The organism is Sphingobacterium micropteri (genome assembly GCF_014692515.1).
Taxonomy (GTDB): Bacteria; Bacteroidota; Bacteroidia; order Sphingobacteriales; family Sphingobacteriaceae; genus Sphingobacterium; species Sphingobacterium micropteri.
The window spans coordinates 332,040-354,823 of sequence record NZ_JACOIK010000005.1 but is presented as its reverse complement, the minus strand read 5'-3'; the positions used below and the strand labels follow the sequence as shown (position 1 = coordinate 354,823).

The following is a 22,784-nucleotide window of genomic DNA, read 5'->3' as shown; positions in this document are numbered from 1 at the left end:
TATAATTTATTTTTATACATTTATATCATCCTATCATTAAAACAGGAAAGGTTAATAATGGAAGCAAAATTTTCACCACGCGTAAAAGATGTCATTTCTTATAGTCGAGAAGAAGCGTTAAGACTCCGCCATGATTATATTGGCACGGAACATCTTTTACTCGGCTTGATTCGTGAAGGCGATGGAGTGGCGATAAAGATTTTGAAAAATATTGGAGTCGATATAGGATCAATCCGTCAATCTACCGAAGATGCCGTAAAAGGGTCGTCGATGTCTCGTGCGCCTATCGGAAATATGCCGTTGACTAAGCAAGCAGAGAAAGTACTGAAAATAACGTATTTGGAGGCTAAGATTTTCAAAAGTGATGTGATTGGCACAGAACATTTACTATTGGCTATTTTACGAGACGAGGAAAATATCGCGTCACAGGTCTTGCAACAATACAGCATTACGTACGATATATTTAAGAGCGAAGTTGAGCAAAACAAAACAACCATTACGGACGAAGCATCGAGTTCGTCTACTGGAGATGATGATTTTGCAGACGACGATCAACAATTTACAGCACCGAAGAAAGTTTCTGACATCAAGTCAAAAACACCTGTATTAGACAATTTCGGACGCGATTTAACCAAGGCGGCAGAGGAAGGCCGATTGGATCCTATTGTCGGTCGTGAGAAAGAAATTGAGCGTGTTTCACAGATTCTTTCGCGCCGCAAGAAAAATAACCCGATTTTAATTGGAGAGCCGGGGGTTGGTAAATCGGCTATAGCCGAAGGCTTAGCGCTACGCATTGTGCAACGCAAAGTATCTCGCGTGTTATTCAACAAACGGGTGGTCACCTTGGATTTAGCCTCTTTAGTAGCAGGCACAAAATATCGCGGTCAGTTTGAAGAACGGATGAAGGCCGTGATGAACGAGCTGGAAAAATCGCCCGATGTAATTTTATTTATCGATGAGATCCATACTATCGTAGGAGCAGGTGGTGCTTCAGGTTCTTTGGATGCTTCGAATATGTTCAAACCGGCACTGGCTCGAGGTGAGATCCAATGTATCGGTGCTACTACATTAGATGAATACCGTCAGTATATCGAAAAAGATGGCGCCTTGGATCGTCGTTTTCAAAAAGTCGTTGTCGAGCCTGCTTCGCATGATGAAACGATAGAAATTCTGAATCGTATCAAAGATAAATACGAGGAACATCACAATGTCACCTATACAGCGGATGCAATTGAGGCCTGTGTCTCCCTAACTACCCGCTATATTACCGACCGCTTCTTACCGGATAAAGCTATTGACGCGCTAGACGAAGCTGGCTCACGTGTACACTTAAATAATATCCATGTTCCGCAATCTATTTTAGATATCGAAGAGAAGATTGAGGAAGTTAAGGTCGAAAAGAATAAAGTGGTGCGCAGCCAGAAATATGAAGAAGCAGCAAAGCTACGGGATACAGAGAAAAAACTACTCGACCAACTTGAAAAGGAAAAAGCAGCTTGGGAGGCAGAAACGAAATCCAAGCGTTATACGGTAGCGGAAGATAATGTGGCGGAAGTGGTGTCGATGATGACGGGTATCCCGGTACAGCGCGTAAGCCAATCGGATAGTCAGAAACTATTGAATATGGGGGAAGCAGTTAAGGGTCGTATTATAGGACAGGATGACGCTGTACAAAAATTGGTAAAAGCTATACAACGGACACGTGCCGGACTGAAAGATCCGAAGAAACCTATCGGCTCCTTTATATTCTTAGGCCCTACTGGCGTAGGTAAAACCGAATTAGCGAAAGAGCTGGCTCGCTTTATGTTTGATTCGGAAGATGCCTTAATCCAAATTGACATGAGTGAATATATGGAAAAATTCGCGGTGTCACGTTTAGTCGGAGCGCCTCCCGGATATGTAGGATATGAAGAAGGTGGACAGTTGACCGAGAAGGTACGTCGCAAACCATATGCGGTAGTTCTACTCGATGAAATCGAGAAAGCGCACCCGGATGTATTCAATCTATTGTTACAAGTATTGGATGAAGGTCAATTAACAGATAGCTTGGGGAGAAAAGTAGATTTCCGCAACACAATCATTATTATGACTTCGAATATCGGTGCTCGCCAATTGAAGGAGTTCGGTCAAGGCGTTGGGTTTACTACTGCAGCAAAAGCGAATCAGGCGGATTCCCATTCGAGAGGGGTTATCGAAACTGCTCTGAAACGCGCATTTGCACCGGAGTTCTTGAACCGTGTCGATGATGTTATTGTGTTCAATTCATTGGCTAAAGAGCATATCTTTAAGATCATTGACATTGAACTAAGATCACTATTCCATCGAATCGAAAGTTTAGGTTATCATATAAAACTCACCGATAAAGCGAAAGACTTTATCGCCGAAAAAGGGTATGATAGTAACTTTGGAGCGCGCCCATTAAAACGGGCTATCCAAAAGTATTTAGAGGATCCAATTGCTGAAGAAATACTGAAAGGAGAGGTTAAAAATGGTTCAAAACTGAACATCGATTACGATGACGATAAAAAGGAGATCACCGTTAGTAGTGTCAATCCGAAGGAGACATCTGGTGATTCCATTGAATCTGATGTTTCAGAATCCAACGATAAAGAAAAGGAATAAAGTTTCAGATAGGAAAAGCGCTATGCCGAAAGACATAGCGCTTTTTATTTGGCTTATTTTTTGCTCTTTCATCTAAACTATTAACGTTTTTTAACGTCTTATTAAATATGAACAACATTTGATAACCCTTAATACAATACACATGAAAAGATTTTTATTAGCCTTTTTAATTGGTACAGCTGCCTTAGCCGCGACAAGTAGTTGTACAAAAGAATATTATGATGTGGTACCGAGTATCACTATGGTATACGAGCGAACAGCAAATCAGTGGGGAGTTGATGATTTTGATACGGATTATGTCGATTTGGACGTTCCTGAACTGAGGGATTATTATGTAAACCAAGGGATTATTAATGTGGCAATTAGTTTTGACAACGAGAAAACTTATTTCGCTGTCCCTACCACTCTCGACGGTGTTGCTTATTCATATGATTATACCACGGGATCCGTGAGGCTCTATGCACAGGATCCGATTCTGGAAGACGGGGTATCTGTTCCGATCCCTGAACACCTTTTTATCAAAATTTCATTGACGGAAGCTGATTTTGTACAATAATTTTGTATTCAACGCTTAGAAAAGAAAGCAGCCATGTACTATAATTGCATGGTTGTTTTTTATAACTCTTCCATAAACTATCCTCATATTAAAAAACGGCTAACAAAGCTTATTTATCGGCACTGCATATCATTCGCATAGCTGCTTTATAGACCGATTCTTAAAAAATATGTTGTAGATATTGCGAATTATTATTCATTTAGTGTCGCATTTGCTACGTAACATGGACTTGAGTGCAATGTACTTTGTCGTAGCTATAACATTTTTTGTCGTAGCTACAACATTTTTGGAAACGATATCATCCGTAGACGCGACTATCCTCGTGGGATTTTTCAGCATCGCCGTAAACGATTTTACTACTATAAGGCTCCTTACACAGCTTTCAGCATTCTACGGCATGAATGTAGTGTACATATCCCCTCCCACACTCGTTTTCTTTTTATCCGCACTCCGCTATGTGTCGCGCTACAGACGTTTCATTGTAAACTAATTACACTTTACATTAAACAACATATTGCTACACGTAAACCTGTCTTTCGTTAAACGCATGTTACGTAGCATAAGTGCAAACTCAGGTATATTTAAGGCAGCGTATATATTCATCAAAACAAATACATAGTATCTAAACTTACATTTATTGTACGTTGTCATAAAGACAAAACACTTTATCGTAATCGCAAATGTGTTTATTGCAGATGTACGTTACTATATATTAAGCTACCATTTGGATGGTTTTGAAATATACTTGTTTGTTTAATAAATGTTCAATTACAAAACGAACTCAAAGCATATCTTCATTAATTCATCCATGTTTGCTTCATCGATGTAACCCTAAACATTTGAATAAAAAAAATATTTATCATATTATCAATCATTTAAGTTACTAAACGAAAAAACATATTGACAACCATCAAATATACCGTATATTTGTGCCACCTAAAATATAGGTGATACCTATTCGGGGTGTAGCGTAGCCCGGTATCGCGCCACATTTGGGATGTGGAGGTCGTAGGTTCGAATCCTGCCACCCCGACAAAACTTACAACAAGTAAGGTCGAAAACCCGCAAATTCTATGGATTTGCGGGTTTTTTGTTTTTATTTCCTATCTAGCTTACTTTATCTGTGTTTATATATAACAATTCATTAAGTAGCTGATCGATATGGAGACTATCTATGTCTTTTCCGATAAATACCATTGTATTCCGTCGATCTTCGTTTTCTTTCCAAGAACCGCCATAGTCCATGTCAACCCGGGCCCCCACGGCCTGTACAATAATCCTTTTTTGCTCGTCCGCTTTATGTCCTACTCCTTTCATCCGGTAGATCCTTGTCACGGTGCTTTCCCACTAATCTGCTCAGTCCAAGATAAAGGTGCAGGAAGAGCTAGCCCGGTACATTCAATGATCAGTTCATCAAAACCGTCCGCCTGTCCGTGCAGAATTTCCAATGCACCGTAAAGATCGTCATTGAGCGTACAGCACAGGCAACCGTTTTGCAAGTCTATGAGCTGGTCGTAATTTTTGGATACCAGCATACCGTCCACGTTAATCTCCCCGATCTCGTTTTCGATGATAGCATAACGTATATCCAGATTGGAAGCCATCAGTGCATTAGGAACGTTGTCTTTCCTGAGCCTAAAAATCCGGTCAGTATAGTCACCGGCCGTATATCTTTTTCATGTATCATATTTTTTCGTCCAAGAACCTTTTTGGTAACAAAAGGGTTTCGATTATTTATGCGTCATGAGTCAACTACCTTTTTCTGTTCTTTCCGTGTTTTCTACATCCTTCACATATCCCTGAAAACAGCAGGACTGCATCATCCATGTGGTGGTTGCCCAGTTCTGCTTTGTAATAGTCTGGCAACGGACTAAGCGCCTTTGTCATGCCGCATTCACGACAGCGGAAGGATGGATGGATTTCGGCTGCGGACTCACAGTAGTAAAACCTGACAACCCCATCGACATCAACAACTCTCTGGATCAGCCGGCTCTCGCAGAAAAGGTTGAAGGTACGATAGATCGTGACCCGGTCACGTTTCTTTCCAAAATGTTCATGCATTTCGGTAAAGGAATAGGACTTTCCTGTAGACATCAAGACCTCCAGCACGCTGATGCGCAGTCTGGTCGGTCTGATGCCGTGCTCTTTCAATATTTCCATAATTCCCGGCATGTCCATTTATTTTATGAGATCAAAAAATTCTCTTCTGTAATTTTCCTGTTCAAACACACCTCCATACTCGATGGTCGCGGTACGGCTATGGTCATCTTTGACACCACGGGCCGAGACGCAGAGATGCTCTGCATCGATTACCACAATGATGCTGTCCGTACCCAACGCAGTGCGCAGTGCGTGAAAGATCTGTAACGTTAGGCGTTCCTGTACCTGCGGCCGGTGGGAATAGTACTCCACGATCCGGTTAATTTTGGAAAGGCCGATAACTTTCTGTTCTGCAATATAGGCTATATGCGCGCGACCAATGATCGGAAGGAAATGGTGTTCACAAGCCGAAGATACGCGTATATCTTTTTCGACAAGCATCTTGCCATAGGCATACTTATTATCGAATGTAGAAAGCTTTGGCTGGTTTTCAGGATTGAGGCCGTCAAACAGTTCACGGACATACATCTTAGCTATCCGATAGGGTGTGCCGCTTAAACTGTCGTCGTCGAGATCCAGCCCTAGTTCTTCCATAATGCCGTAGAACAGTTTAGCTATGCGGTCGATCTTTTCTTCGTCCGATCGTTCAAATGCATTGGGACGCACCGGTGTGTCCACCGACGTCATGATATGCGAATCTCCTATATCATCGACCGTTAGCGTCACCGAATTTGTTGTATCAACATTCATTTTCATCTATTTATTTTTTTCTATTCCATTCCAGGAAGAAAATCAAGTTTGCCCTCTTCTCCAAATCTTCTGTAGAACCAAGCTTTCCTGTGTTCGCCAGAGGAAGAAACCGTGTGGCATCCCCCCCTTTTCTAAAGTCACCTTATAAACAATGGCGTCCTGATCACAATCGACGAGCACCTGATCGATCGAAAGACTATTGCCCGTCGTTTCCCCCTTTGTCCATATCTCCTGCCTTGATGTGCTCCAGAATGTTGCACGTCCACATTTCAGCGTTTTTTCGTATACCCCATTCGTTGATTGCTTCGACCATATATTGCGAACAGCTTGGTACATGCCTGCAGTTATTGCCCAACACCGGTGAGATGAGGTACTGGTAGACTCTGATCGGTAGTATAAATAATCGCTTCATATATCGCTGTTATTATGTCTAGAAATCGTCCCGTACCATCTGGTGGTTGACCATCGCACCAGCAATATTGCCCGTTGCAACGGCATAAGCTACCGAGCGCAACATCCCAGAGCAATCTCCACACGCAAACACACCGCTTACGGTAGTCTGCTGGAATTGGTCTACCTTGATATGGCCGGATTCTGTCAGCTCGCAGCCCAGATCGCTATAGATACCGGAATGTTGCTCGAACGAGGGTGCAGCATACAGAGCTTCGAAATCCAGGGGACGGCCGTCGGCTAGGGTGACACCATAGATATTTCCGTTTACCTGTTCAATTGACACGACCTTTTCCTGTTCAATGCCGATGCCATGCGAAATCAATTTTGCCCTCTGCTCTTCAGAAAAATCTGCATTTCCGTTGGTCAGTATCGTTACGTTTTCCGTAAGGTTGTTCACCAGCGAAGCCAGATGGAGTGCTTTCTCTCCATTTACTATAATACCGGTTTTTTTTTCTCTAAATTCGTAGCCATGGCAATAGGGGCAATGTATTAATGATTTCCCCCAACTTTCCGCAAAGCCGGGGATATCAGGGAGTAGATCGCGTACACCTGTAGCTAGCACGAGTTTACGTGCCGTATATAAAGTACCTTCTTCCACTTGTATACTATAGCCATCCGTCGCCCTATGGGCACTAATGACACGTCCCAAACAGAACGCTACCGTAGGATACGCAAGCACCTGTGATCTGGCTCTATCTGTGATTTCTTTCGGGATAGAACCATCATGCGTAATAAAGTTGTGCGAATGCGGCGTAAAACGGTTACACGGCAAGCCGCTGTCAATGACGAGGACATTCCGCAGCGAACGACCGAGAGCCATTGCAGCCGAGAGACCGGCATAACTTCCGCCAACAATAATAACGTCAAAATGCGATTTTTTTTCCATTTCTCTATATTTGAACGGGCGATAAAAGGAATATTCCAAGCCAGCGAGGCGAAGTCCGCTGCTTATTATCCATTCCCTTCTGTTCATATCCGTTATGTTAGGTTTTAAATATTTTTTGGAAATTCATCCTGCCACCATGTAAAGCGCCAGTCATCGGCTTCCTCTTCAGTTAATAGACAGGCTTCCAGTTCTGCTATACACTTCTCCTTTTCCAGATTCTGACCGATGAACACCAATTCATTTTTTCTATCCTCCCATTGGGGGTGCCAGCGTTTCATCAGATCGCTCCGTATCTCCGCGTAGGCGGGATACTGGTAGCGCATTTCTTCGGGCATACTGCTCCACCAAGAGCCGGCACTTTCCAACCGTACACTACCGCCGGCCTGACTGAAACTGATAGCTATATCCGGTCTGGATGCCATCCAGAAAAGTCCTTTTGCCCGAATGATATTATGTGGATAATCCTTATTAAGATACTGATGTAGCCGCTGTGGATGAAACGGCTGTTGTGAACGGAAGACGAACGACGAGATACCGTATTCCTCTGTTTCGGGCATATGCTCGGTTTCCAGTTCTTTTATCCAGCCTGCAGAAGATGAAGCCTCTTCAAAATCAAATGCACCCGTACCCATGATATCTTTCGGATCTACCTGATCGAACTGTGTACGGATGGTTTTGGCTCCAGGATTGAGCTTACGGATCGCTGCCTCCAGAACGCCCAGTGTCTCGTCTGATACCAAGTCGGCCTTGTTCAGTATGATGACATTGGCGAATTCGATCTGATCGGTCAGCAGATTAACGATAGTCCGGTTATCTAGGTCATCATCCGTTAGCTCCCTGTCCCAAAGCGTCTCCGCACTGCCGAAATCCCGGAAAAAGTTGAAACAATCCACAACGGTTACCATGGTGTCGATATAACTAAAAGAGGAGAGATCGATACCATTGTTCGGATCGACATAACTAAATGTCTGGGCAACAGGAATGGGTTCGGAGATTCCTGTACTTTCGATCAAGAGGTAGTCAAACCTATTCTCGTGTGCCAATCTTTCTACCTCGACCATGAGATCTTCCCGCAGTGTACAGCATATGCATCCATTGCTCATCTCAACCAGTTTCTCCTCGGTACGGGATAGTACGTTCTCACGTTCAACCGCCTGCACGTCAATATTCACCTCACTCATGTCATTTACGATGACGGCCACTTTCTGCCCCTCTTTGTTATGCAGCACATGGTTCAACAAAGATGTTTTTCCGGCTCCCAAAAAGCCGCTTAAAACGGTAACGGGAATTTTCTGTTCATTGCTATTTTTTATTAAAACCTTATTTTAATTCCTTCCTCACGGACGATCTGCCGGAACCACTCTCTGATATGTTGCAGATGCTCACGCCCGTATAGTTTGATGAACCTGCGTGTCTCGGCCAGTGTCTCGTCTTCATATACGGCCAGACGTTTTTTTGCAAATTCCAGTGTCAAAGGGATGCCGCATTTCATTTCAATGCAGACCTTCCAGTCTTCAAAATTTTGTGGAATGACACTCATTGTTCTTTCATTTTGAATCAAAAATACGAATAAAAACCATAAACGCAATAATGTTGCATTAATATATTTATATTTGTCTTTCACTTAGTTGTATCCAGATATGTTAAATAAACTACTGATCTTGATGTTTTTCGTAGCTTTTGTAGCTTGGCCGGGTCACGCGAAGACCCAGCAGAAATCTGCTGAAATGCAGCATCTGGAGGATCACAAGCCGTTAATGAACAAAGTATGAGAGACGTTTGATATGCTGATGTATAAAGTGACCAAAGAAAACGGCAAAACGGTCTACACACCGCATTTCCCTCCACCCTTGGCCGCATTGGACGGTAAGACCGTGGAACTACAGGGCTACATGATCCCGATCACGTCCGGTTTTCGGCATAATACTTTCATGTTATCCGTTTTACCGATCCAGCAGTGTATGTTCTGCGGGCAGAACGGGATTCCTGCCATGGTAGAGGTCATCCTTTCCGATAGCAAAAAGGAAAAGATGTCTGAGCGCCCCGTGACCATAAAAGGAAAAACTGTTCTGAATCGAAAGGAAAGGAATCGGTTAGAAATATGGGTCACAGACGCCGTCATCATGTAATTACCTGATAAAAAAAGAATCGGACAAAAAATGTCCGATTCCTTCCTGCCATGTGATAAGGACTGTTAATGGTCGTGTCCTTCTTCAGCATGTATTTCAAACGAAAGCTTGATAACATCTTCGCCGGCAAATTTGGCTGCATAGTCGGCCAAGTTCCACTGTTCACGTGTGATGGTTGGTTTTATTAATGCAGACGAGAATTTTCTCAATACATACGTAACATCTTTCTCTCCCTCATTGGCATGTCCCACTGTAAAGTAGAATATCGTTCCCGTTGTACCGGTACCGCTTGCTCCGCTAACGTCAGTTCCGTCGCCATATTTTGTTTCTCTTGGCTGGAAGATTGCACCGCTTTCATCTTCTGTAGTAGAATTAAGTATAAACTCTCCACCGATTAAAAATGCCTTATAGTATTTAGCTACGTCTTCACTTTCGATATATTTTCCCTGTACTTCGTTTCCGGCATCGTCAAACTGTTTCAGTTCGACTTTGTAGATTCCATGAGGATCCAAATGCAGGTGTCCTCCTGTGATAGCTGATCCTTGCGCATCAAAACTCACCGTAATTATTTCTGCGCCTTCTTTGTCTGCCAGGTCATGGAAATGATTGCCATGTGCATAACCCGCTGATTCGATAAATTGTAATTGATAGGCAACAGGTACATCAGCACTTTCGATAATCAACTCAGACTCGACTGTTGCCGTGTTTCCAAGTTGATCCGTCACGGTAAAATGCAGATGATATTCTCCAGCGGGCGCAACATCAGGAATATCCAAATGCTCGTGGAATGTTGCATTTTTTTTACCGACATATTTCTCGCTGGTCCAAGATTTTTCAATCTTGTATTCCCCGCCACCTTCCTGGTGGATTTCGATATCGATCTTCGCAATCAGACCTTCTGCCAGGACATCTCCCTCCAGATGTAAGTCTGAACCTGCAACGGCAGTTCTGCTGTTTTCAAGCCCCACTTCAGAGAGGTTGATTACGGGCTTTCCAACAGGGATCTCATCATCGTCTTTACTACAGGAACTCAATGTGCCGAATATTCCTAATAAAAGGAATAAGAATAGATAAATGTTTGTTTTTTTCATGTTAACTTAATTTTAATTATGATAAATTATTGATATTATTTCTTCAATTCGTATAGCTGTTATGACATATCGGCCCCCAGCAAGCATGTTATTCCACAATCTGTATACTCAGTCCTTTTATAGTACTCCAACCAACATGATCGGATATGGATATCATAAAGTGATAGTCGCCAGGATCGATGTCGGCAGGTACTTCGATCTGTTGTACGGCCTCATAATTTTTTTGACCGGATGGTATATCGTAGGACTTGATAAACAAAAAAGGTTTTACAGGCTCTTTTTTAGGTTGCAGTTCACATTCTTCGAACTCGGTGCTATGGGTGTGGTGATCAAAGTTATGGTGGATATCTATGCTGTAGGTACCCAGTTCAACATTGTCGCTGAATTTCGTTTTAAAGATAAAACTACCGCCTCTCTTCAACGTGCTGCATTGAACGGGAAAAGCATCACCAGTAAGGTCAATAACGGGTGCATGATTATCGACAGTTGTTTCATCGTTGTCCTTTTTGCAGCTCCATAATATACACATGGCTGCCGCCACTGTTCCGATTAATCTTAGTTTCTTTTTCATATACTATTAATTTTCAATGTCCGTTTATGTTAGAGTCGGTTTAAGAATCTGCCCTCCATCTGTTTTCCTTACTGTTGTGCGTATTTACCGTAAAAATAGAGACCGTCTACCCTGAAAACCGTCAGCTCCTTATTAGAGATAAACCCCAGTTCTACCTTGCTTCCGCTTACATACTTAAAGCCGTTGCCGCCGATCAACGTATAGTTATTAACAGTATTGTCAATTTCGGCCGCGTCAGTTGTTCCCGAGCCATAGGTGGTTGTACCTGCTTTGTTGAATGTATATATCACGCCGGTCCTGTTGCTTGCTTCCCCCATTTTGAACTCTTCGCCCATGAAAGTTTTGCCGGCAAGCTCATTGGTTTCCGACACAGGTAAAAGTTGTCCGGTCGCATCGTATTCCATCGTCAATGCCCGATAATAGGCTGATGTAATCTTTTTGTTCTCATCTAAGGTAAATCTGGCAACACGCTCGTTGCCTCCTGTCACCTCAAATGTCAACTCGTCATCGGTTAAGGTGTATGTACCGACGAGGTTGTTTGAGCTGGAATTGATGAACAGCGCCTTATTGTCTTCAAGGAACTGGATAAAGAACACACTAGTATATTTACTACCGCTCTTTTGCGTCAGTGTTCCTGCTACAAAATGATCTGTAATCTCAAATGGTGATTCTGGTTCCGGTTTCGGGATTTCATCATCGCTTTTGCAGCCAGAGAAAGAAAAAATTCCCAGTAGAATAAATAAGCATAGTTTTTTAAATGGTTTCATATATCTAATTTTTATTTTTTTCACGATTTATTTTATTTAACATGTTATAGTCATCGTTATGATTTTCTTTTACGGGAGAAGTCAAAGGGTACAGACAGCGAAAGCACAATGTTTCTTCCTACTTCGGGCATTTCTATCAGCCTATAGAAACTGGTATGGTCCAGATATTTGGTATCAAAGAGATTCTGCACCTGCAGATTTATCTGTATAGGTCTACCATAGATCATCAATGGATGACCAACCTGAACGTTTACAAGTTCATATCCCGGCGTTTTCTTTTCCGGAGGAACGATTTCGTTCTGCGGAGCCACCAACCGCAAATCAACAGAGAAGTAAGAATTCTTTAGGGAACCCGTATTCGGTTGCCAGCTCATATTGGCGAGGAAGGAGGCCGGCGGCGAGAATGGTAATGGATAGCCTTTCTTGCTCCCCGAGAGTTGCTCAGCTTTTACGTATTCGGCGAGCAGCTCTGTACGGAAGACTTCCGAGAGCCGGTAACCTATTTTGATCTCTCCGCCATAGCGTTGTACCCGACTTTGTGTATATCCAAAAATCTGGTTCCCGGCTCCATAAAAATGGTCGTGGCGGGGCGTGGGGTTTAAGTATATATAGTTACTAAAGTAGTTATAGAAAGGATTCAGTTCTAAACTGAGTTTTTCTTTGCTGTAGCTGAGTCCCGCATCGAATTGATACGATTGTTCGGGCGATAGCGCCGGATCCCCAAGTTCGTAACTGAAATAATGATAGTTGACACCGTTTGCAGCCAGTTCTTTGGCTATCGGTACGCGGAAACTTTTACCAACATTGGCCTTCATTGAAAAATCTCCTTCATTGTATGTGGCTCCCAAAGACCAAACCAAGCTGTTAAAGGTGCGCTGAAGATTAGCGGCCCGCGTGAGATATGCAGTTTCCGAGTTGCCGTTCTCGTCTGAAACGACAGACGGAAACCAGTCTGTATATTTTATGGTTTCGATATGGCTATAATCATATCGTAAGCCTCCATACAGCGAAACTTTGTCATTTAACCGGTATCGGTCATATAGAAAAGCGCCGGCCGAAAGTTGATTAAAACCGGGAATGAGGAAACTCCATCCGTCAATCCGGTTATGCTGGTACTCACCATTGATTCCGGCTACAAAAGTGTGCTGTCCTACGGAAAACCTGTCACGAAGATTCAAAGAATAAACCCTTTTGTCATATTGCCGTTCAAGGTCTGAAGGCATTTTCATGCTGTCCGGATATACAGGTGGCATGTAGCCATGATTTACATATTTGCTGTATTCCTGACGGAAATTATGCTGAAATCCGGCTTCCATTTCTATACGATGGAAACCTATCGTTAAGGAACTTCGGTTGATAACCTTGAAGTGGTTCACCTGTTGATACGGCATTTGCATATCCCGGCTGGAGGTATCGTGCAGTTCGGTATCGACTCTTCTCGGTTCGAGTCCATGGGCATTAGCAAAGAAACCACTTCTGTTCGAATTGTTGCTGATATAGAAAATAGTCTCGAAATTTTCGGTAGCATACCCTCCATTGAAGTGGAGGTTCAGTTCTTTTCCGGCCGTATTCCGAGCCTTATTTTTGTGAAGGCGCACCGGATAGTCATAAACATGCACGGTATCCGTTGGAACCCGATAATCGCCATAACGCTGATAGGTAACCCTTCCTCCATAGATCCAGTTTTCTGTCCTACCCTGTGCATTTGCAGACACACCGTAGAGGTCGTTATTCGATTTGCCGATGAGGTTCAGGGATCCCGAAAGCGATTCCTTTTCGGACAAAGGCTCTGGCTTTATATCAATGACACCGCCGATAGCATCGGAGCCATACAGGAAAGACGCCGCCCCTTTGATCACTTCGATATTTCTGGCAGCAAATTGGTCGATTTCCAGTCCATGATCGGCGCCCCATTGCTGTCCTTCATGTTTGACGCCCTTTTCTACGACTACGACGCGGTTGAAACCGAGACCTCGGATCAAAGGTTTTGACTGTCCAGATCCGATACCGATATTGCTTATCCCTGGAAGTCGTGAAAGTGTCTGCATTAAGCTTCCACCCAGATGCCGATGGATATACTGCTGATCGACAAGCTCTTTATTCAGCGCACCGGCAGGCGTAGTGGCGTAAATCTCTCCCAGGACATCAACTTGTTTTATCGCATAATTGGTCTTCTTCATAACGATAATTCCCAAATCAATTGGGGTACTTTCAATCGTTATTGTTCTCTCTTCCGGTATATAACCTACATGACTGAGTACGACGACATATTTACCCTGAGGTAAACCAGCTATTGAAAACTTTCCTGTATGGTCCGATTTCGAGGAATGTCTTAATGTATCGATTGTGATCGCTACATTAGGCAAAGTCTTGCAATCAACATCAATTATCACACCTGAAAGCGTACATTCTTTTTCCTGTGCGTAAATAAATGTCGTTAATAATACGTTAAACAAGCAGATAATGTTATACTTCATCAATTCGCGTTCCTATTAGCTCATTAAAAGCAACAAAGATGCAAATATAAAACACGCAAACATCAAAAGCAACTTTATTGCTTTTATTTTTATATCCGTGTTAATCTAGATCCACTCCCAAAAATCTCAACCCTTGGTACGTAATAAATAGATAGCGTAATACAGTGAATAGTTCGCTAGAAAAAAGGGTAAATAATTCACAAAAGTGATGTTTATCATTTCTAGAAGATATTCTTTCCGTATCTTTGTTGAGATCCATTAAGAAAAAAAGGTTTGATACGTTTTTGTACCTATATTCTATTACTCGCTTTGACACTGCAATCATTCTATCGCAGTATTATGACTATGGAATATCAGATACATCTACCCGATTATCTCGCAAAGTGTGTAAACAAGGACCGACCACAGCTTCACTGTGATGGTCAATGTGTATTGATGCAGAAAATAAGCGAAAAAGAAAAAGAAGAAACAAAAAAGAATCTAGTCGTATATGAATATAATGCACTCTATCTGCATAAAGAGAGCACCATACATACGATGTATCAGCCGAAAGAAGAAATCGGCCCAAACCATTTTTCACCTTATCTGATTGATTACCTATTTAACTACAACACCTCTGTATTCCATCCCCCAATTAGCTAATCCAAAACAATGAAACGTAGCCCTGACATCAACCTGAAGCTACTTGTTATTTGGATACAATTGATTTCTTAGCTGAGACGAAAACCAATTATCATTTTATATATGATGATAATTGGGAATACCTTATCCAGCCCATATAACAATGTTGGTTCCTATTCTTGACATGTCAGTTTAATAACAGGCTACTGGATTTCAATCACTTTAACGAAACAATTGTCAATAATAATGAGAAGAAAACTATTTTTTCTTGCCGCAGCATGCTTTGCGATATTGTCCTGTACAAAAGAAAAAACGGATTACGAAGCAGAAATAGATGTCGTCGTTCCAACATACGATGAATTTAAGGAAGCTATTCATATCCATAACGGAGATTATGACATCAGCATTGAAGCATTAAATGGAACGTTCTATAAGGGCTACAATGAAATCCGTTTAAAGATTACGGATAGCCAAACGAACGAAAAAAAAACGGCTTCTTCCGCTACCTTCCTCCCCATCAGAACAGATCGGGAGGAAAACAATACTTCCTGCCCTCATCAATACGATTTGGCTTATATAACAGCGGAAAACTATTTTTCGGGGTATGTCGTATTTACGCATGAAAGTAGTCTGGACGAACAATGGGAGCTTTATATCGACTTCACCATTGATAATCAACTCCACACTATGCGACAAGCCATCACTGTTCAACAACAGACTAACAAAAATCTGAATATGGCTACATTTACGGGAAAAGACAATGACCAATACGTTATCGCATTGGTGTCTCCACAAAAACCGAAGGTCGGCGAAAATAATTTGATTGCGGGAATTTACAAATTTAACAAGCCGATCATTGCATCCTCCGACGATTATCCGGATCCTTCAAAGTTTTCCTACACTGAAGTAAATGATTATACTTTAAAGCTAGATCCCCGGATGCCAGAACCCTCTATGGGCAATCATTCGTCACCCAACAATAAAGATTTAACACCACAAAACGACGGTCTGTACCATGGCGTGGTCAATTACACGATGACCGGAAACTGGACATTGAATTTCATCATGCTGGATCAAAGCGGAAATATTATCAAAGGTACCGAAGTACCTACAGATTTTACGCCAGGAGTCGAGGGTCTAAAAAGTGAACTGCATATTGACATTCTATTCTAGATTTATGAAGAAGCTACATATTATTTTTGGAATTCTTTTTCTTGGAATGAATGCTAAAGCACAACATATGCATACCCAGCGTGATAGTATTCAGCAAATTGAAGAAGTGAAAGTTATCGCCACTGCTAAGAAAAAAATAGAAAACGAAATGAAGATGGCGGTTTCGGTAGATGAATTTTTAGCCTCTTCTGACAATATCAGTTTCATCAAACGCGGAGCATACGCATGGGAGCCCTTACTGAATAACATGAGTACGGAACGCTCTACCATTACGATCGATGGGATGCATGTTTTCGGTGCATGTACAGATAAAATGGATCCCGTCACCTCATATGTAGAAAGTAACAACCTTTCCACAATCGATATTACATCGGGTCAAGAAGGAAGTATACATGGCGCTACGGTTGCGGGAAGCATCGATCTGAAAAGAAAAAGTACCCCATTCGGGATGGAAAAAACATGGAGTGGCGGTTATCAAACTGGTTTTGAGACTAATAACAAACAGTTTTTCAACCTAGGGAACCTGTCTTATTCAAGCGATAAGTTTGTAGCGGATGGAAGTGTTGCTTTCCGGAAAGCAGGCAACTATTCTGACGGAAACAACACTGAAGTAAATCACTCGCAATACCGCAAATTTAATACTTCGTTAGGACTAGCCTATAAAACGGGGCCGCTTTCCTCCGTTCGGGTAGATGCTATATATGACAAAGCAGAGGATGTCGGCTTTCCGGCCCTCCCCATGGATTTATGGCTTTCCCGTGCATTGATCACGTCAGCCGCTTATAAACAATTGTTTGAAGAGGGAATTGTACGCGTCTGGGATACCAAGCTATATTTCAATACGATGGAACATTATATGGACGATACGAAACGGCCTGAAAATTTAGTCCATATGGATATGCCAGGCTGGAGTACTACTTACGGACTGGTTTCGCGTGCGAATTTAAAACGACATGCTTATAGCGCAGAGATTCAGTTAAATGCTTATGATAATCTTTCTATTGCGGAAATGACTATGTATCCGCAAGACCGGAGCAATAAAACTATGTTTGCATACAGCTGGCCTTGGGTTACCACGCGTTTCACCGGCTTGTCAATAAATAATTCTTGGGACTTTTCAGAAGTCAGCCGATTAAATTTCGGTGGATCGCTGGGGTGGAACTACAACCATTCCAAATATGTAGAGTTTAACTGGATTTTCTATCCCGGCACGCCGCAGGAAAAAAACAGGATATTGCCAGCTTTGCATACCAGTTATCAGTTAAATATCCAGCAGTTTGATTTTTCCGTGGGAGCGGGCTACGGACATAGAGCACCATCTGTTTCGGAAGGATATGGTTACTATATATATAACAGCTTCGACCGATACGATTATATTGGGAACCCCGACCTGAAGAATGAAATATCCTATGAAGTCAATGCGAGCACAGGATTTAAAAAGGACGGAATGGGTATTGAAGTTAAAGCAAACTACTTTCATATCCAAAATTATATCGTTGGAAAAATCTTGAGTTTGGGAAGCCCGATGAACTACCAATCGGTCGGTGTGAAAGGCTACACCTCGTTGAATTATGCTAAACTTTTCAACATGGCTTTGAATGCCAACTACGATATCCTGCAACATCTGCATTGGAAAGGCACCCTTAGCTATGCCCGGGCAACAGACGATCAACAGGGGAATCTACCTTTCATCCGTCCGTTGACCTATCAAACATCCCTTCATTTTATGCATCATAAATTCGGCATTCAAACGTCTTTGCATGGTGATTTTGCACAGGATAATTACAGTCCGGAATATGGCGAGGACCTCACTCCGGCTTATCAGATTTGGAATGCCTCCGCCGATTATACGTTTAACTTCAAAAATTATAAAGCGGTTTTGCAGGTCGGCGCAGAAAATTTATTCAACGCGTATTACAGTACATACGCAGATTGGGGCAATATCCCGAGAATGGGGCGCAATATCTTCACGGCCTTGAAATTTAATTTTTAATACACAAAGTATAAACAACTATTACATTCATACATCTCATATAACTAAAAACATGAAAACACTTAAAAACTTTCTATTATTATCGATATGTTCACTTGCATTTATAGCGTGTAGCAAAGACGATGACAAGCCTGTTGCCAACAATATCACCTTGCATTTTAATAATACGTTTAAAGAAGAGACTATCGTGCTGGGAAATGCAACATCTTCTACAGCTACGGTGAACACTTCCGCTGCAGGACAAAATCATCATTTCTCCGAATTAAAATACGTAATCAGCAACATTCGTCTTATAAAAACAGATGGCAATGAAATACCGTATAATATCAATGATTTAGATAAGGGAGCAACCGTCGTAAACCAGGCCAAACCGCAAACGTTGGATTATATATTGAGCAACGTTCCTGCGGGTGAATATAAACAAATCAAATTCGGCTTGGGCGTTAAATGGGATTTGAATACCCTAGACCGGTTTCCTCTCTTCTATGCCGAAGCTGGTGCAAACGACACCAAAATGATGTGGGAATGGGGAACAGGCTACCGCTTTACAAAAATCGAAGGCGTCTATGGCACTGACAATAAGCAACTATCTATCCATACGGGAAGCACAGTGGAAGGAACAAAGGATAATGAGGAGACCTATACCCAAGGCGTAGACGCTTACCGAGACATTACGCTGAATCTTCCTTCCAGTGCTATAGTCGGCAAGAAAGCACCCAAAATTACGATAAAAGCAGATTTTGATAAACTCTTGAGCGGCAATCTCTACAAAATTGTGTTAAAATCTGGAAGTAATCCAGATGATCATGAGCATGAGGATACAGAATATAATGACGCTACTCCAAATACGCACACTGCCCTTCAAATGGTAAAATTCGTTGATAATCTGGGCGGAAATGGTTCAAACGACGTTACCGGTATGTTTTCGATTCAAAGCATAGAAAATTAAGGTGAAGAAAAGAGCCGCCGAAAACGAGTAATAATGGTGGCTCTTTCCCCCACGATATCTTCTTAAACATGAGAAAAGTACTTGCCTTTTTATCCATTTTACTACTCTTACTATCTTGTGAGCGGGATGACATTATCGAACCAATACACCATGATAACCCCGAAATTCCACTGGATATCCCTTTAGGTTTTCCACCACTGAACAGTTCGGTAAGCAAAAATAGGCCTACAAAATATGGTGTGGAACTAGGCGAAAAATTATTCCACGAGAAAAAGTTCAGCGGGAATAATACCATTTCATGTGCAGATTGCCATCATCAATCGAGTGCTTTTGCAGACAATAACGTTCAGGCTATAGGAATTTATGGGAGAGTAGGGCTACGGAATACCCCCCCTATTCAAAATTTGGCATTTATGAAATTTTATAATTGGGATGGCAACAAACTCACGCTGGAAAGCCAGCCGTTAGTCCCCATCATCACACACGAGGAAATGAATTCCTCCATTATGGAAGTCATTGGAAAAATAAAGGATGAACATGAATATAAGTACTTATTCAAAAATGCATTCGGCGATGAAGAGATTACGCCTGACAGAATTTACAAAAGTATTGCACAGTATGAATATACACTGATCTCTGCTAACAGTAAGTACGATAAAGTGAAGCGAAACGAAGGAGAGGTATTTACAGAACGTGAGGCAAGGGGATATGAAGCGTTTAAGATTAAATGTGAAAGTTGCCATAGTACAGCGCTGTTTACCGATCAACGTTTCAGAAATGTAGGATTTCCTTTAAACCCTAGTACAGAAGAAGCAGGACGTGCCCGAGTGACAGGGATGTCTAGCGATTATATGCGTTTTCGAGTTCCATCTTTAAGAAATGCTGAATACACGGCACCATATGGTAGCTTTGGCCAGTTTCCCACTTTAAGAGCCGTTTTGGATTATTTCGATAGTGGCGTATTAGATGCTGACAACCTAGATCCTATCTTAAAAGAGAACAATAATAGAATACCCTTAAGCGAACAGGAAAAGGAGGATATTATTTCCTTCATTAAAACATTAAGCGACAGCACATTTATAGGAAAATAAATTCCCAATTGTTTCCCAAATTGAACCTAATATTTGTTCTTAGGATATGCTATAACACCTATTTCTTCGTTATAGATATGGCATAATTAAGAAAGACAATATTTTGATTAGCAAATTTATAGGCAATACTCCACTTCGGCGCTGTGATGCTCTCTCCACTCGATATCACACCAACATTTTTATTAAAGAAGAATTTCATAACCCTGGGATGTCTGCAAAAGATAGACCCGCATTGTTTATGATTAAGGATGCTATCGCTAAAAACAAAATCAAACCTGGTGGAATTTTTGTAGAAGCGAGCAGCGGTAATACTGGGCTAGGGATTACGTTAATAGCGAAAAAATTAGGATATCGTGCTAAAATATTCATTTCACAGAGCTGTTCACAAGAGAAGATTAATCTTTTGATAAAAGCGGGCGCAGACATCGAGATTTGTGAGAACTCCAATGGTTTACACGATTTCAACTCCACACAATTCAAAGCACAATCATTCGCGGCAATCCATCCTAATGCATACTTTACCAATCAATATTATAATAACCAAAATATTAGAGCGCACTATCAAACAACGGCTCCCGAAATATGGGAACAAACCGTTGGGAATATCACCCATTTCATCGCAGGGGTAGGCACAGGGGGAACGATCTCGGGCGTAGGTCGTTTTTTAAAAGAACAGCGTTCGGATATTAAAGTGTGGGGTATAGAGCCAAAAGGTTCTATTCTCAGCCATTTTCTTAAACATCGCACGTTACCCACGAGCATGATTCCTTTTGATGCCATCGAAGGAATTGGAAGAAACTTCGTCCCGGGGTCTTTTGATGCAACCTATGTAGATCACATCTTTCAAGTAAATTGTCAAAAAACAAAGCATATTGCAAAAGAATATTATTCCCAAACGGGTATTATGGCGGGGTTTTCCAGTGCTGCTGTCATGGCATCTTTAGATTGTTATATAGATAAGATGAGCTTCATCCCCACAGATACCGTTGTCCTATTTTTTCCGGATCATGGTGACCGGTATATCAGCAAACTTTATAACGGAAGTGTTTATCCAGCCAACATCTCTTCCAACATTACTTCATTCTAATTTTTGAATATGTATACTTTCAACGATATCGCTATTCCAATTTCTTGGCCTGATAAAACTGCATTGGGTGATGAAAAATGGATGATATTTTTAAAGCAGATAGGCCTTGTAAAAAATCTCCATTTTAAAGTAGGACATGCGGCCTTATTACTTATCGAAAGAAATAGTGGCACCATACGTTATTTTGATTTCGGTCGTTATTTGTCTCCAAGGGGTTATGGAAGAGCAAGATCTACTCTTTTTGATCCACGTTTGGAGATCTTCACAAAAGCACTTATTACGCCACAAGACGATATCCAGAACATAGAAGAAATTTTGAGAGAACTTTGTAAAAAAGAAGAGGCGACACATGGGGGTGGACGTACAGTCTTCTCGATATGTAAAAACGTTTCCTTTTCAAAATGTGTCGCCTATGCGGAAAAATTGGTAGCCGAGGGACCTATTTTATATGGGGCTTTGGCAAAAAATAACAACAGCTGTTCCCGATTTGTAGCCCAAGTAGTAACAGAAGGAATGGATGCAGATGATAAAAGACGGCGTAAAATACTTTATCCCGAATGCCTAAAGGCAAGCCCGACGAGTAATGTTGTTAATGCCGCTCCTAAAGAAGAGGTTTTTTGTTACGAGCAAGGTATACTCAAACAATGGAAAATGAAACGAAAAGACTCCCTGTTGTTCCAATTCGGCTTGTTGAAGGATAATTTCACAAAAAAAGGATCGCAGAATTTGGCATCAGACCAAATACCTGGCATGATATCGGCCCCGCCATGTCCAGCCCTTGTACCTCCACATGTGCAATGGATCGGGGGTATTGGTGAGGGCGCTTGGTTCCGATTAGAGCAACTCCAAGGTGAAAACATATTTGTCATTTATAAATATGCTGTTTCGGGAAAGCTAGAATATAAAATACAAACGACCTGTATCCAAAATTTCGACATCAATCGTCCCTATACTTTTACCTTCAATTTCCTACATAGCAGCTACTCCATTTTACAGGACGATAATCTTTACATATTTTCAGCAGGGTCAACCTTTCAAGAAGCAGATGACAATACCGAAAACATAAAAGCTATTTTATAATAATAAATTTATATAGATGAAATTAACAATTTTAAAAGCAAAAATTCACACCGTTAAGGTCACGGAGGCAAATGTAGAATACAATGGATCTATTACGATCGATGCCGATTTACTCGATGCAGCCGGTATCAAAAAATATGAACAAGTTTATATTAACAATGCCGTCAGTGGTAGCCGTATCATGACCTATGTGCTCCCCGGAAAAAGAGGTAGTGGAGAGGTTTGTATGAACGGTGGTGCAGCACTTCACGCTAAAGTAGATGATACCGTACATATTCTTTCTTTTATCCAACTATCGCCAGAAGAAGCAGACACCTACCAACCCACCCTTGTTTTCACAGAGGGCGAAAACAAAATAAAATCGGTTGAACAGTACGATTATTGATAA

General features: G+C 41.7%; 24 protein-coding genes and 1 tRNA gene. 12 read left to right on the top strand and 13 right to left on the bottom strand.

The window, feature by feature from the left end; genetic code table 11:
- Positions 1–57 precede the first annotated feature (57 nt).
- The 3 genes from H8B06_RS09225 (at position 58) to H8B06_RS09215 (ending at position 4,211) form a co-directional block, all read left to right on the top strand.
- A complete protein-coding gene (locus H8B06_RS09225; RefSeq protein ID WP_190993978.1) occupies positions 58–2,622 on the top strand; it encodes an ATP-dependent Clp protease ATP-binding subunit in 2,565 nt (854 codons plus the stop codon).
- 142 nt (positions 2,623–2,764) lie between these two features.
- Positions 2,765–3,178: a hypothetical protein gene (locus H8B06_RS09220; RefSeq protein WP_190993977.1), complete on the top strand. Its 414-nt coding sequence runs from the start codon at positions 2,765–2,767 to the stop codon at positions 3,176–3,178.
- Between the two features lie 959 nt (positions 3,179–4,137).
- Positions 4,138–4,211, top strand: a tRNA-Pro gene (locus tag H8B06_RS09215).
- A 74-nt stretch (positions 4,212–4,285) separates the two neighbouring features.
- Here the strand turns inward: H8B06_RS09215 and H8B06_RS09210 are convergent.
- The 9 genes from H8B06_RS09210 to H8B06_RS09170 all read right to left on the bottom strand — a co-directional run bounded on the left by H8B06_RS09210 (position 4,286) and on the right by H8B06_RS09170 (position 8,907).
- A complete protein-coding gene (locus H8B06_RS09210) occupies positions 4,286–4,513 on the bottom strand; it encodes a CobW C-terminal domain-containing protein (protein WP_317170878.1) in 228 nt (75 codons plus the stop codon).
- Entirely contained in the window at positions 4,510–4,782 is a 273-nt protein-coding gene (locus tag H8B06_RS09205) for a GTP-binding protein (RefSeq protein ID WP_190993975.1), read from the bottom strand. The genes H8B06_RS09210 and H8B06_RS09205 overlap by 4 nt, the downstream gene beginning before the upstream one ends.
- Positions 4,783–4,930: 148 nt before the next feature.
- Positions 4,931–5,356, bottom strand: coding sequence for a Fur family transcriptional regulator (locus tag H8B06_RS09195; protein WP_190993974.1), 426 nt, complete (start codon positions 5,354–5,356; stop codon positions 4,931–4,933).
- Positions 5,357–6,034 (bottom strand): GTP cyclohydrolase I FolE, encoded by a 678-nt coding sequence (gene folE, locus H8B06_RS09190; protein WP_190993973.1) that lies wholly within the window; start codon positions 6,032–6,034, stop codon positions 5,357–5,359. It lies immediately after the preceding gene.
- 36 nt (positions 6,035–6,070) lie between these two features.
- Positions 6,071–6,301 carry a phosphoribosyl-AMP cyclohydrolase gene (locus H8B06_RS20655; RefSeq protein ID WP_223857583.1) on the bottom strand — a complete coding sequence of 77 codons (231 nt, stop codon included), beginning with the start codon at positions 6,299–6,301 and terminating at the stop codon, positions 6,071–6,073.
- Positions 6,225–6,440: a membrane protein insertion efficiency factor YidD gene (yidD, locus tag H8B06_RS09185; RefSeq protein ID WP_190993972.1), complete on the bottom strand. Its 216-nt coding sequence runs from the start codon at positions 6,438–6,440 to the stop codon at positions 6,225–6,227. The genes H8B06_RS20655 and yidD overlap by 77 nt, the downstream gene beginning before the upstream one ends.
- A gap of 18 nt (positions 6,441–6,458) precedes the next feature.
- Positions 6,459–7,454 (bottom strand): NAD(P)/FAD-dependent oxidoreductase, encoded by a 996-nt coding sequence (locus tag H8B06_RS09180; RefSeq protein ID WP_223857569.1) that lies wholly within the window; start codon positions 7,452–7,454, stop codon positions 6,459–6,461.
- A gap of 17 nt (positions 7,455–7,471) precedes the next feature.
- Positions 7,472–8,656: a GTP-binding protein gene (locus H8B06_RS09175; RefSeq protein WP_317170879.1), complete on the bottom strand. Its 1,185-nt coding sequence runs from the start codon at positions 8,654–8,656 to the stop codon at positions 7,472–7,474.
- A gap of 23 nt (positions 8,657–8,679) precedes the next feature.
- Entirely contained in the window at positions 8,680–8,907 is a 228-nt protein-coding gene (locus H8B06_RS09170; protein ID WP_190993971.1) for a hypothetical protein, read from the bottom strand.
- Positions 8,908–9,151: 244 nt separating this feature from the next.
- Between H8B06_RS09170 and H8B06_RS09165 the strand changes: the two genes are divergently transcribed.
- Positions 9,152–9,496 (top strand): hypothetical protein, encoded by a 345-nt coding sequence (locus H8B06_RS09165; protein WP_190993970.1) that lies wholly within the window; start codon positions 9,152–9,154, stop codon positions 9,494–9,496.
- Between the two features lie 65 nt (positions 9,497–9,561).
- Here H8B06_RS09165 and H8B06_RS09160 read toward each other — a convergent pair whose 3' ends face one another.
- The 4 genes from H8B06_RS09160 to H8B06_RS20815 form a co-directional block, all read right to left on the bottom strand.
- Positions 9,562–10,587, bottom strand: coding sequence for a DUF4625 domain-containing protein (locus H8B06_RS09160; RefSeq protein ID WP_190993969.1), 1,026 nt, complete (start codon positions 10,585–10,587; stop codon positions 9,562–9,564).
- Positions 10,588–10,675: 88 nt separating this feature from the next.
- Positions 10,676–11,158, bottom strand: a complete 483-nt coding sequence (locus H8B06_RS09155) for a DUF4625 domain-containing protein (protein WP_190993968.1) — start codon at positions 11,156–11,158, stop codon at positions 10,676–10,678.
- 68 nt (positions 11,159–11,226) lie between these two features.
- Complete coding sequence (locus H8B06_RS09150; RefSeq protein ID WP_190993967.1) at positions 11,227–11,925, bottom strand: hypothetical protein; 699 nt, start codon at positions 11,923–11,925, stop codon at positions 11,227–11,229.
- 56 nt (positions 11,926–11,981) lie between these two features.
- Complete coding sequence (locus tag H8B06_RS20815; RefSeq protein WP_190993966.1) at positions 11,982–14,402, bottom strand: TonB-dependent receptor; 2,421 nt, start codon at positions 14,400–14,402, stop codon at positions 11,982–11,984.
- A gap of 345 nt (positions 14,403–14,747) precedes the next feature.
- On the opposite strand from H8B06_RS20815, the gene H8B06_RS09140 reads away from it, so the two are divergent.
- The 8 genes from H8B06_RS09140 to panD all read left to right on the top strand — a co-directional run bounded on the left by H8B06_RS09140 (position 14,748) and on the right by panD (position 22,781).
- Positions 14,748–15,044, top strand: coding sequence for a hypothetical protein (locus H8B06_RS09140; RefSeq protein WP_190993965.1), 297 nt, complete (start codon positions 14,748–14,750; stop codon positions 15,042–15,044).
- A 225-nt stretch (positions 15,045–15,269) separates the two neighbouring features.
- Positions 15,270–16,196 carry a hypothetical protein gene (locus H8B06_RS09135; RefSeq protein WP_190993964.1) on the top strand — a complete coding sequence of 309 codons (927 nt, stop codon included), beginning with the start codon at positions 15,270–15,272 and terminating at the stop codon, positions 16,194–16,196.
- A 4-nt stretch (positions 16,197–16,200) separates the two neighbouring features.
- Positions 16,201–18,189, top strand: coding sequence for a TonB-dependent receptor plug domain-containing protein (locus H8B06_RS09130; RefSeq protein WP_190993963.1), 1,989 nt, complete (start codon positions 16,201–16,203; stop codon positions 18,187–18,189).
- A 52-nt stretch (positions 18,190–18,241) separates the two neighbouring features.
- A complete protein-coding gene (locus tag H8B06_RS09125; protein WP_190993962.1) occupies positions 18,242–19,138 on the top strand; it encodes an MbnP family protein in 897 nt (298 codons plus the stop codon).
- 68 nt (positions 19,139–19,206) lie between these two features.
- Positions 19,207–20,229, top strand: coding sequence for a cytochrome-c peroxidase (locus tag H8B06_RS09120; RefSeq protein WP_190993961.1), 1,023 nt, complete (start codon positions 19,207–19,209; stop codon positions 20,227–20,229).
- 103 nt (positions 20,230–20,332) lie between these two features.
- Positions 20,333–21,316, top strand: coding sequence for a PLP-dependent cysteine synthase family protein (locus H8B06_RS09115; protein WP_190993960.1), 984 nt, complete (start codon positions 20,333–20,335; stop codon positions 21,314–21,316).
- 9 nt (positions 21,317–21,325) lie between these two features.
- Positions 21,326–22,396, top strand: coding sequence for a DUF6695 family protein (locus H8B06_RS09110; RefSeq protein WP_190993959.1), 1,071 nt, complete (start codon positions 21,326–21,328; stop codon positions 22,394–22,396).
- A 16-nt stretch (positions 22,397–22,412) separates the two neighbouring features.
- Positions 22,413–22,781 carry an aspartate 1-decarboxylase gene (gene panD, locus H8B06_RS09105; protein ID WP_190993958.1) on the top strand — a complete coding sequence of 123 codons (369 nt, stop codon included), beginning with the start codon at positions 22,413–22,415 and terminating at the stop codon, positions 22,779–22,781.
- The last annotated feature ends 3 nt before the right edge of the window (positions 22,782–22,784 follow it).

Bases quoted from the DNA above. Each gene is read 5' to 3' on its own strand.
- H8B06_RS09225 (WP_190993978.1), top strand. From the start codon at position 58: ATGGAAGCAAAATTTTCACCACGCGTAAAAGATGTCATTTCTTATAGT.
- H8B06_RS09220 (WP_190993977.1), top strand. From the start codon at position 2,765: ATGAAAAGATTTTTATTAGCCTTTTTAATTGGTACAGCTGCCTTAGCC.
- H8B06_RS09205 (WP_190993975.1), bottom strand. From the start codon at position 4,782: ATGGCTTCCAATCTGGATATACGTTATGCTATCATCGAAAACGAGATC.
- H8B06_RS09195 (WP_190993974.1), bottom strand. From the start codon at position 5,356: ATGGACATGCCGGGAATTATGGAAATATTGAAAGAGCACGGCATCAGA.
- folE (WP_190993973.1), bottom strand. From the start codon at position 6,034: ATGAAAATGAATGTTGATACAACAAATTCGGTGACGCTAACGGTCGAT.
- yidD (WP_190993972.1), bottom strand. From the start codon at position 6,440: ATGAAGCGATTATTTATACTACCGATCAGAGTCTACCAGTACCTCATC.
- H8B06_RS09180 (WP_223857569.1), bottom strand. From the start codon at position 7,454: ATGAACAGAAGGGAATGGATAATAAGCAGCGGACTTCGCCTCGCTGGC.
- H8B06_RS09170 (WP_190993971.1), bottom strand. From the start codon at position 8,907: ATGAGTGTCATTCCACAAAATTTTGAAGACTGGAAGGTCTGCATTGAA.
- H8B06_RS09165 (WP_190993970.1), top strand. From the start codon at position 9,152: ATGCTGATGTATAAAGTGACCAAAGAAAACGGCAAAACGGTCTACACA.
- H8B06_RS09160 (WP_190993969.1), bottom strand. From the start codon at position 10,587: ATGAAAAAAACAAACATTTATCTATTCTTATTCCTTTTATTAGGAATA.
- H8B06_RS09155 (WP_190993968.1), bottom strand. From the start codon at position 11,158: ATGAAAAAGAAACTAAGATTAATCGGAACAGTGGCGGCAGCCATGTGT.
- H8B06_RS09150 (WP_190993967.1), bottom strand. From the start codon at position 11,925: ATGAAACCATTTAAAAAACTATGCTTATTTATTCTACTGGGAATTTTT.
- H8B06_RS20815 (WP_190993966.1), bottom strand. From the start codon at position 14,402: ATGAAGTATAACATTATCTGCTTGTTTAACGTATTATTAACGACATTT.
- H8B06_RS09140 (WP_190993965.1), top strand. From the start codon at position 14,748: ATGGAATATCAGATACATCTACCCGATTATCTCGCAAAGTGTGTAAAC.
- H8B06_RS09135 (WP_190993964.1), top strand. From the start codon at position 15,270: ATGAGAAGAAAACTATTTTTTCTTGCCGCAGCATGCTTTGCGATATTG.
- H8B06_RS09130 (WP_190993963.1), top strand. From the start codon at position 16,201: ATGAAGAAGCTACATATTATTTTTGGAATTCTTTTTCTTGGAATGAAT.
- H8B06_RS09125 (WP_190993962.1), top strand. From the start codon at position 18,242: ATGAAAACACTTAAAAACTTTCTATTATTATCGATATGTTCACTTGCA.
- H8B06_RS09120 (WP_190993961.1), top strand. From the start codon at position 19,207: ATGAGAAAAGTACTTGCCTTTTTATCCATTTTACTACTCTTACTATCT.
- H8B06_RS09110 (WP_190993959.1), top strand. From the start codon at position 21,326: ATGTATACTTTCAACGATATCGCTATTCCAATTTCTTGGCCTGATAAA.
- panD (WP_190993958.1), top strand. From the start codon at position 22,413: ATGAAATTAACAATTTTAAAAGCAAAAATTCACACCGTTAAGGTCACG.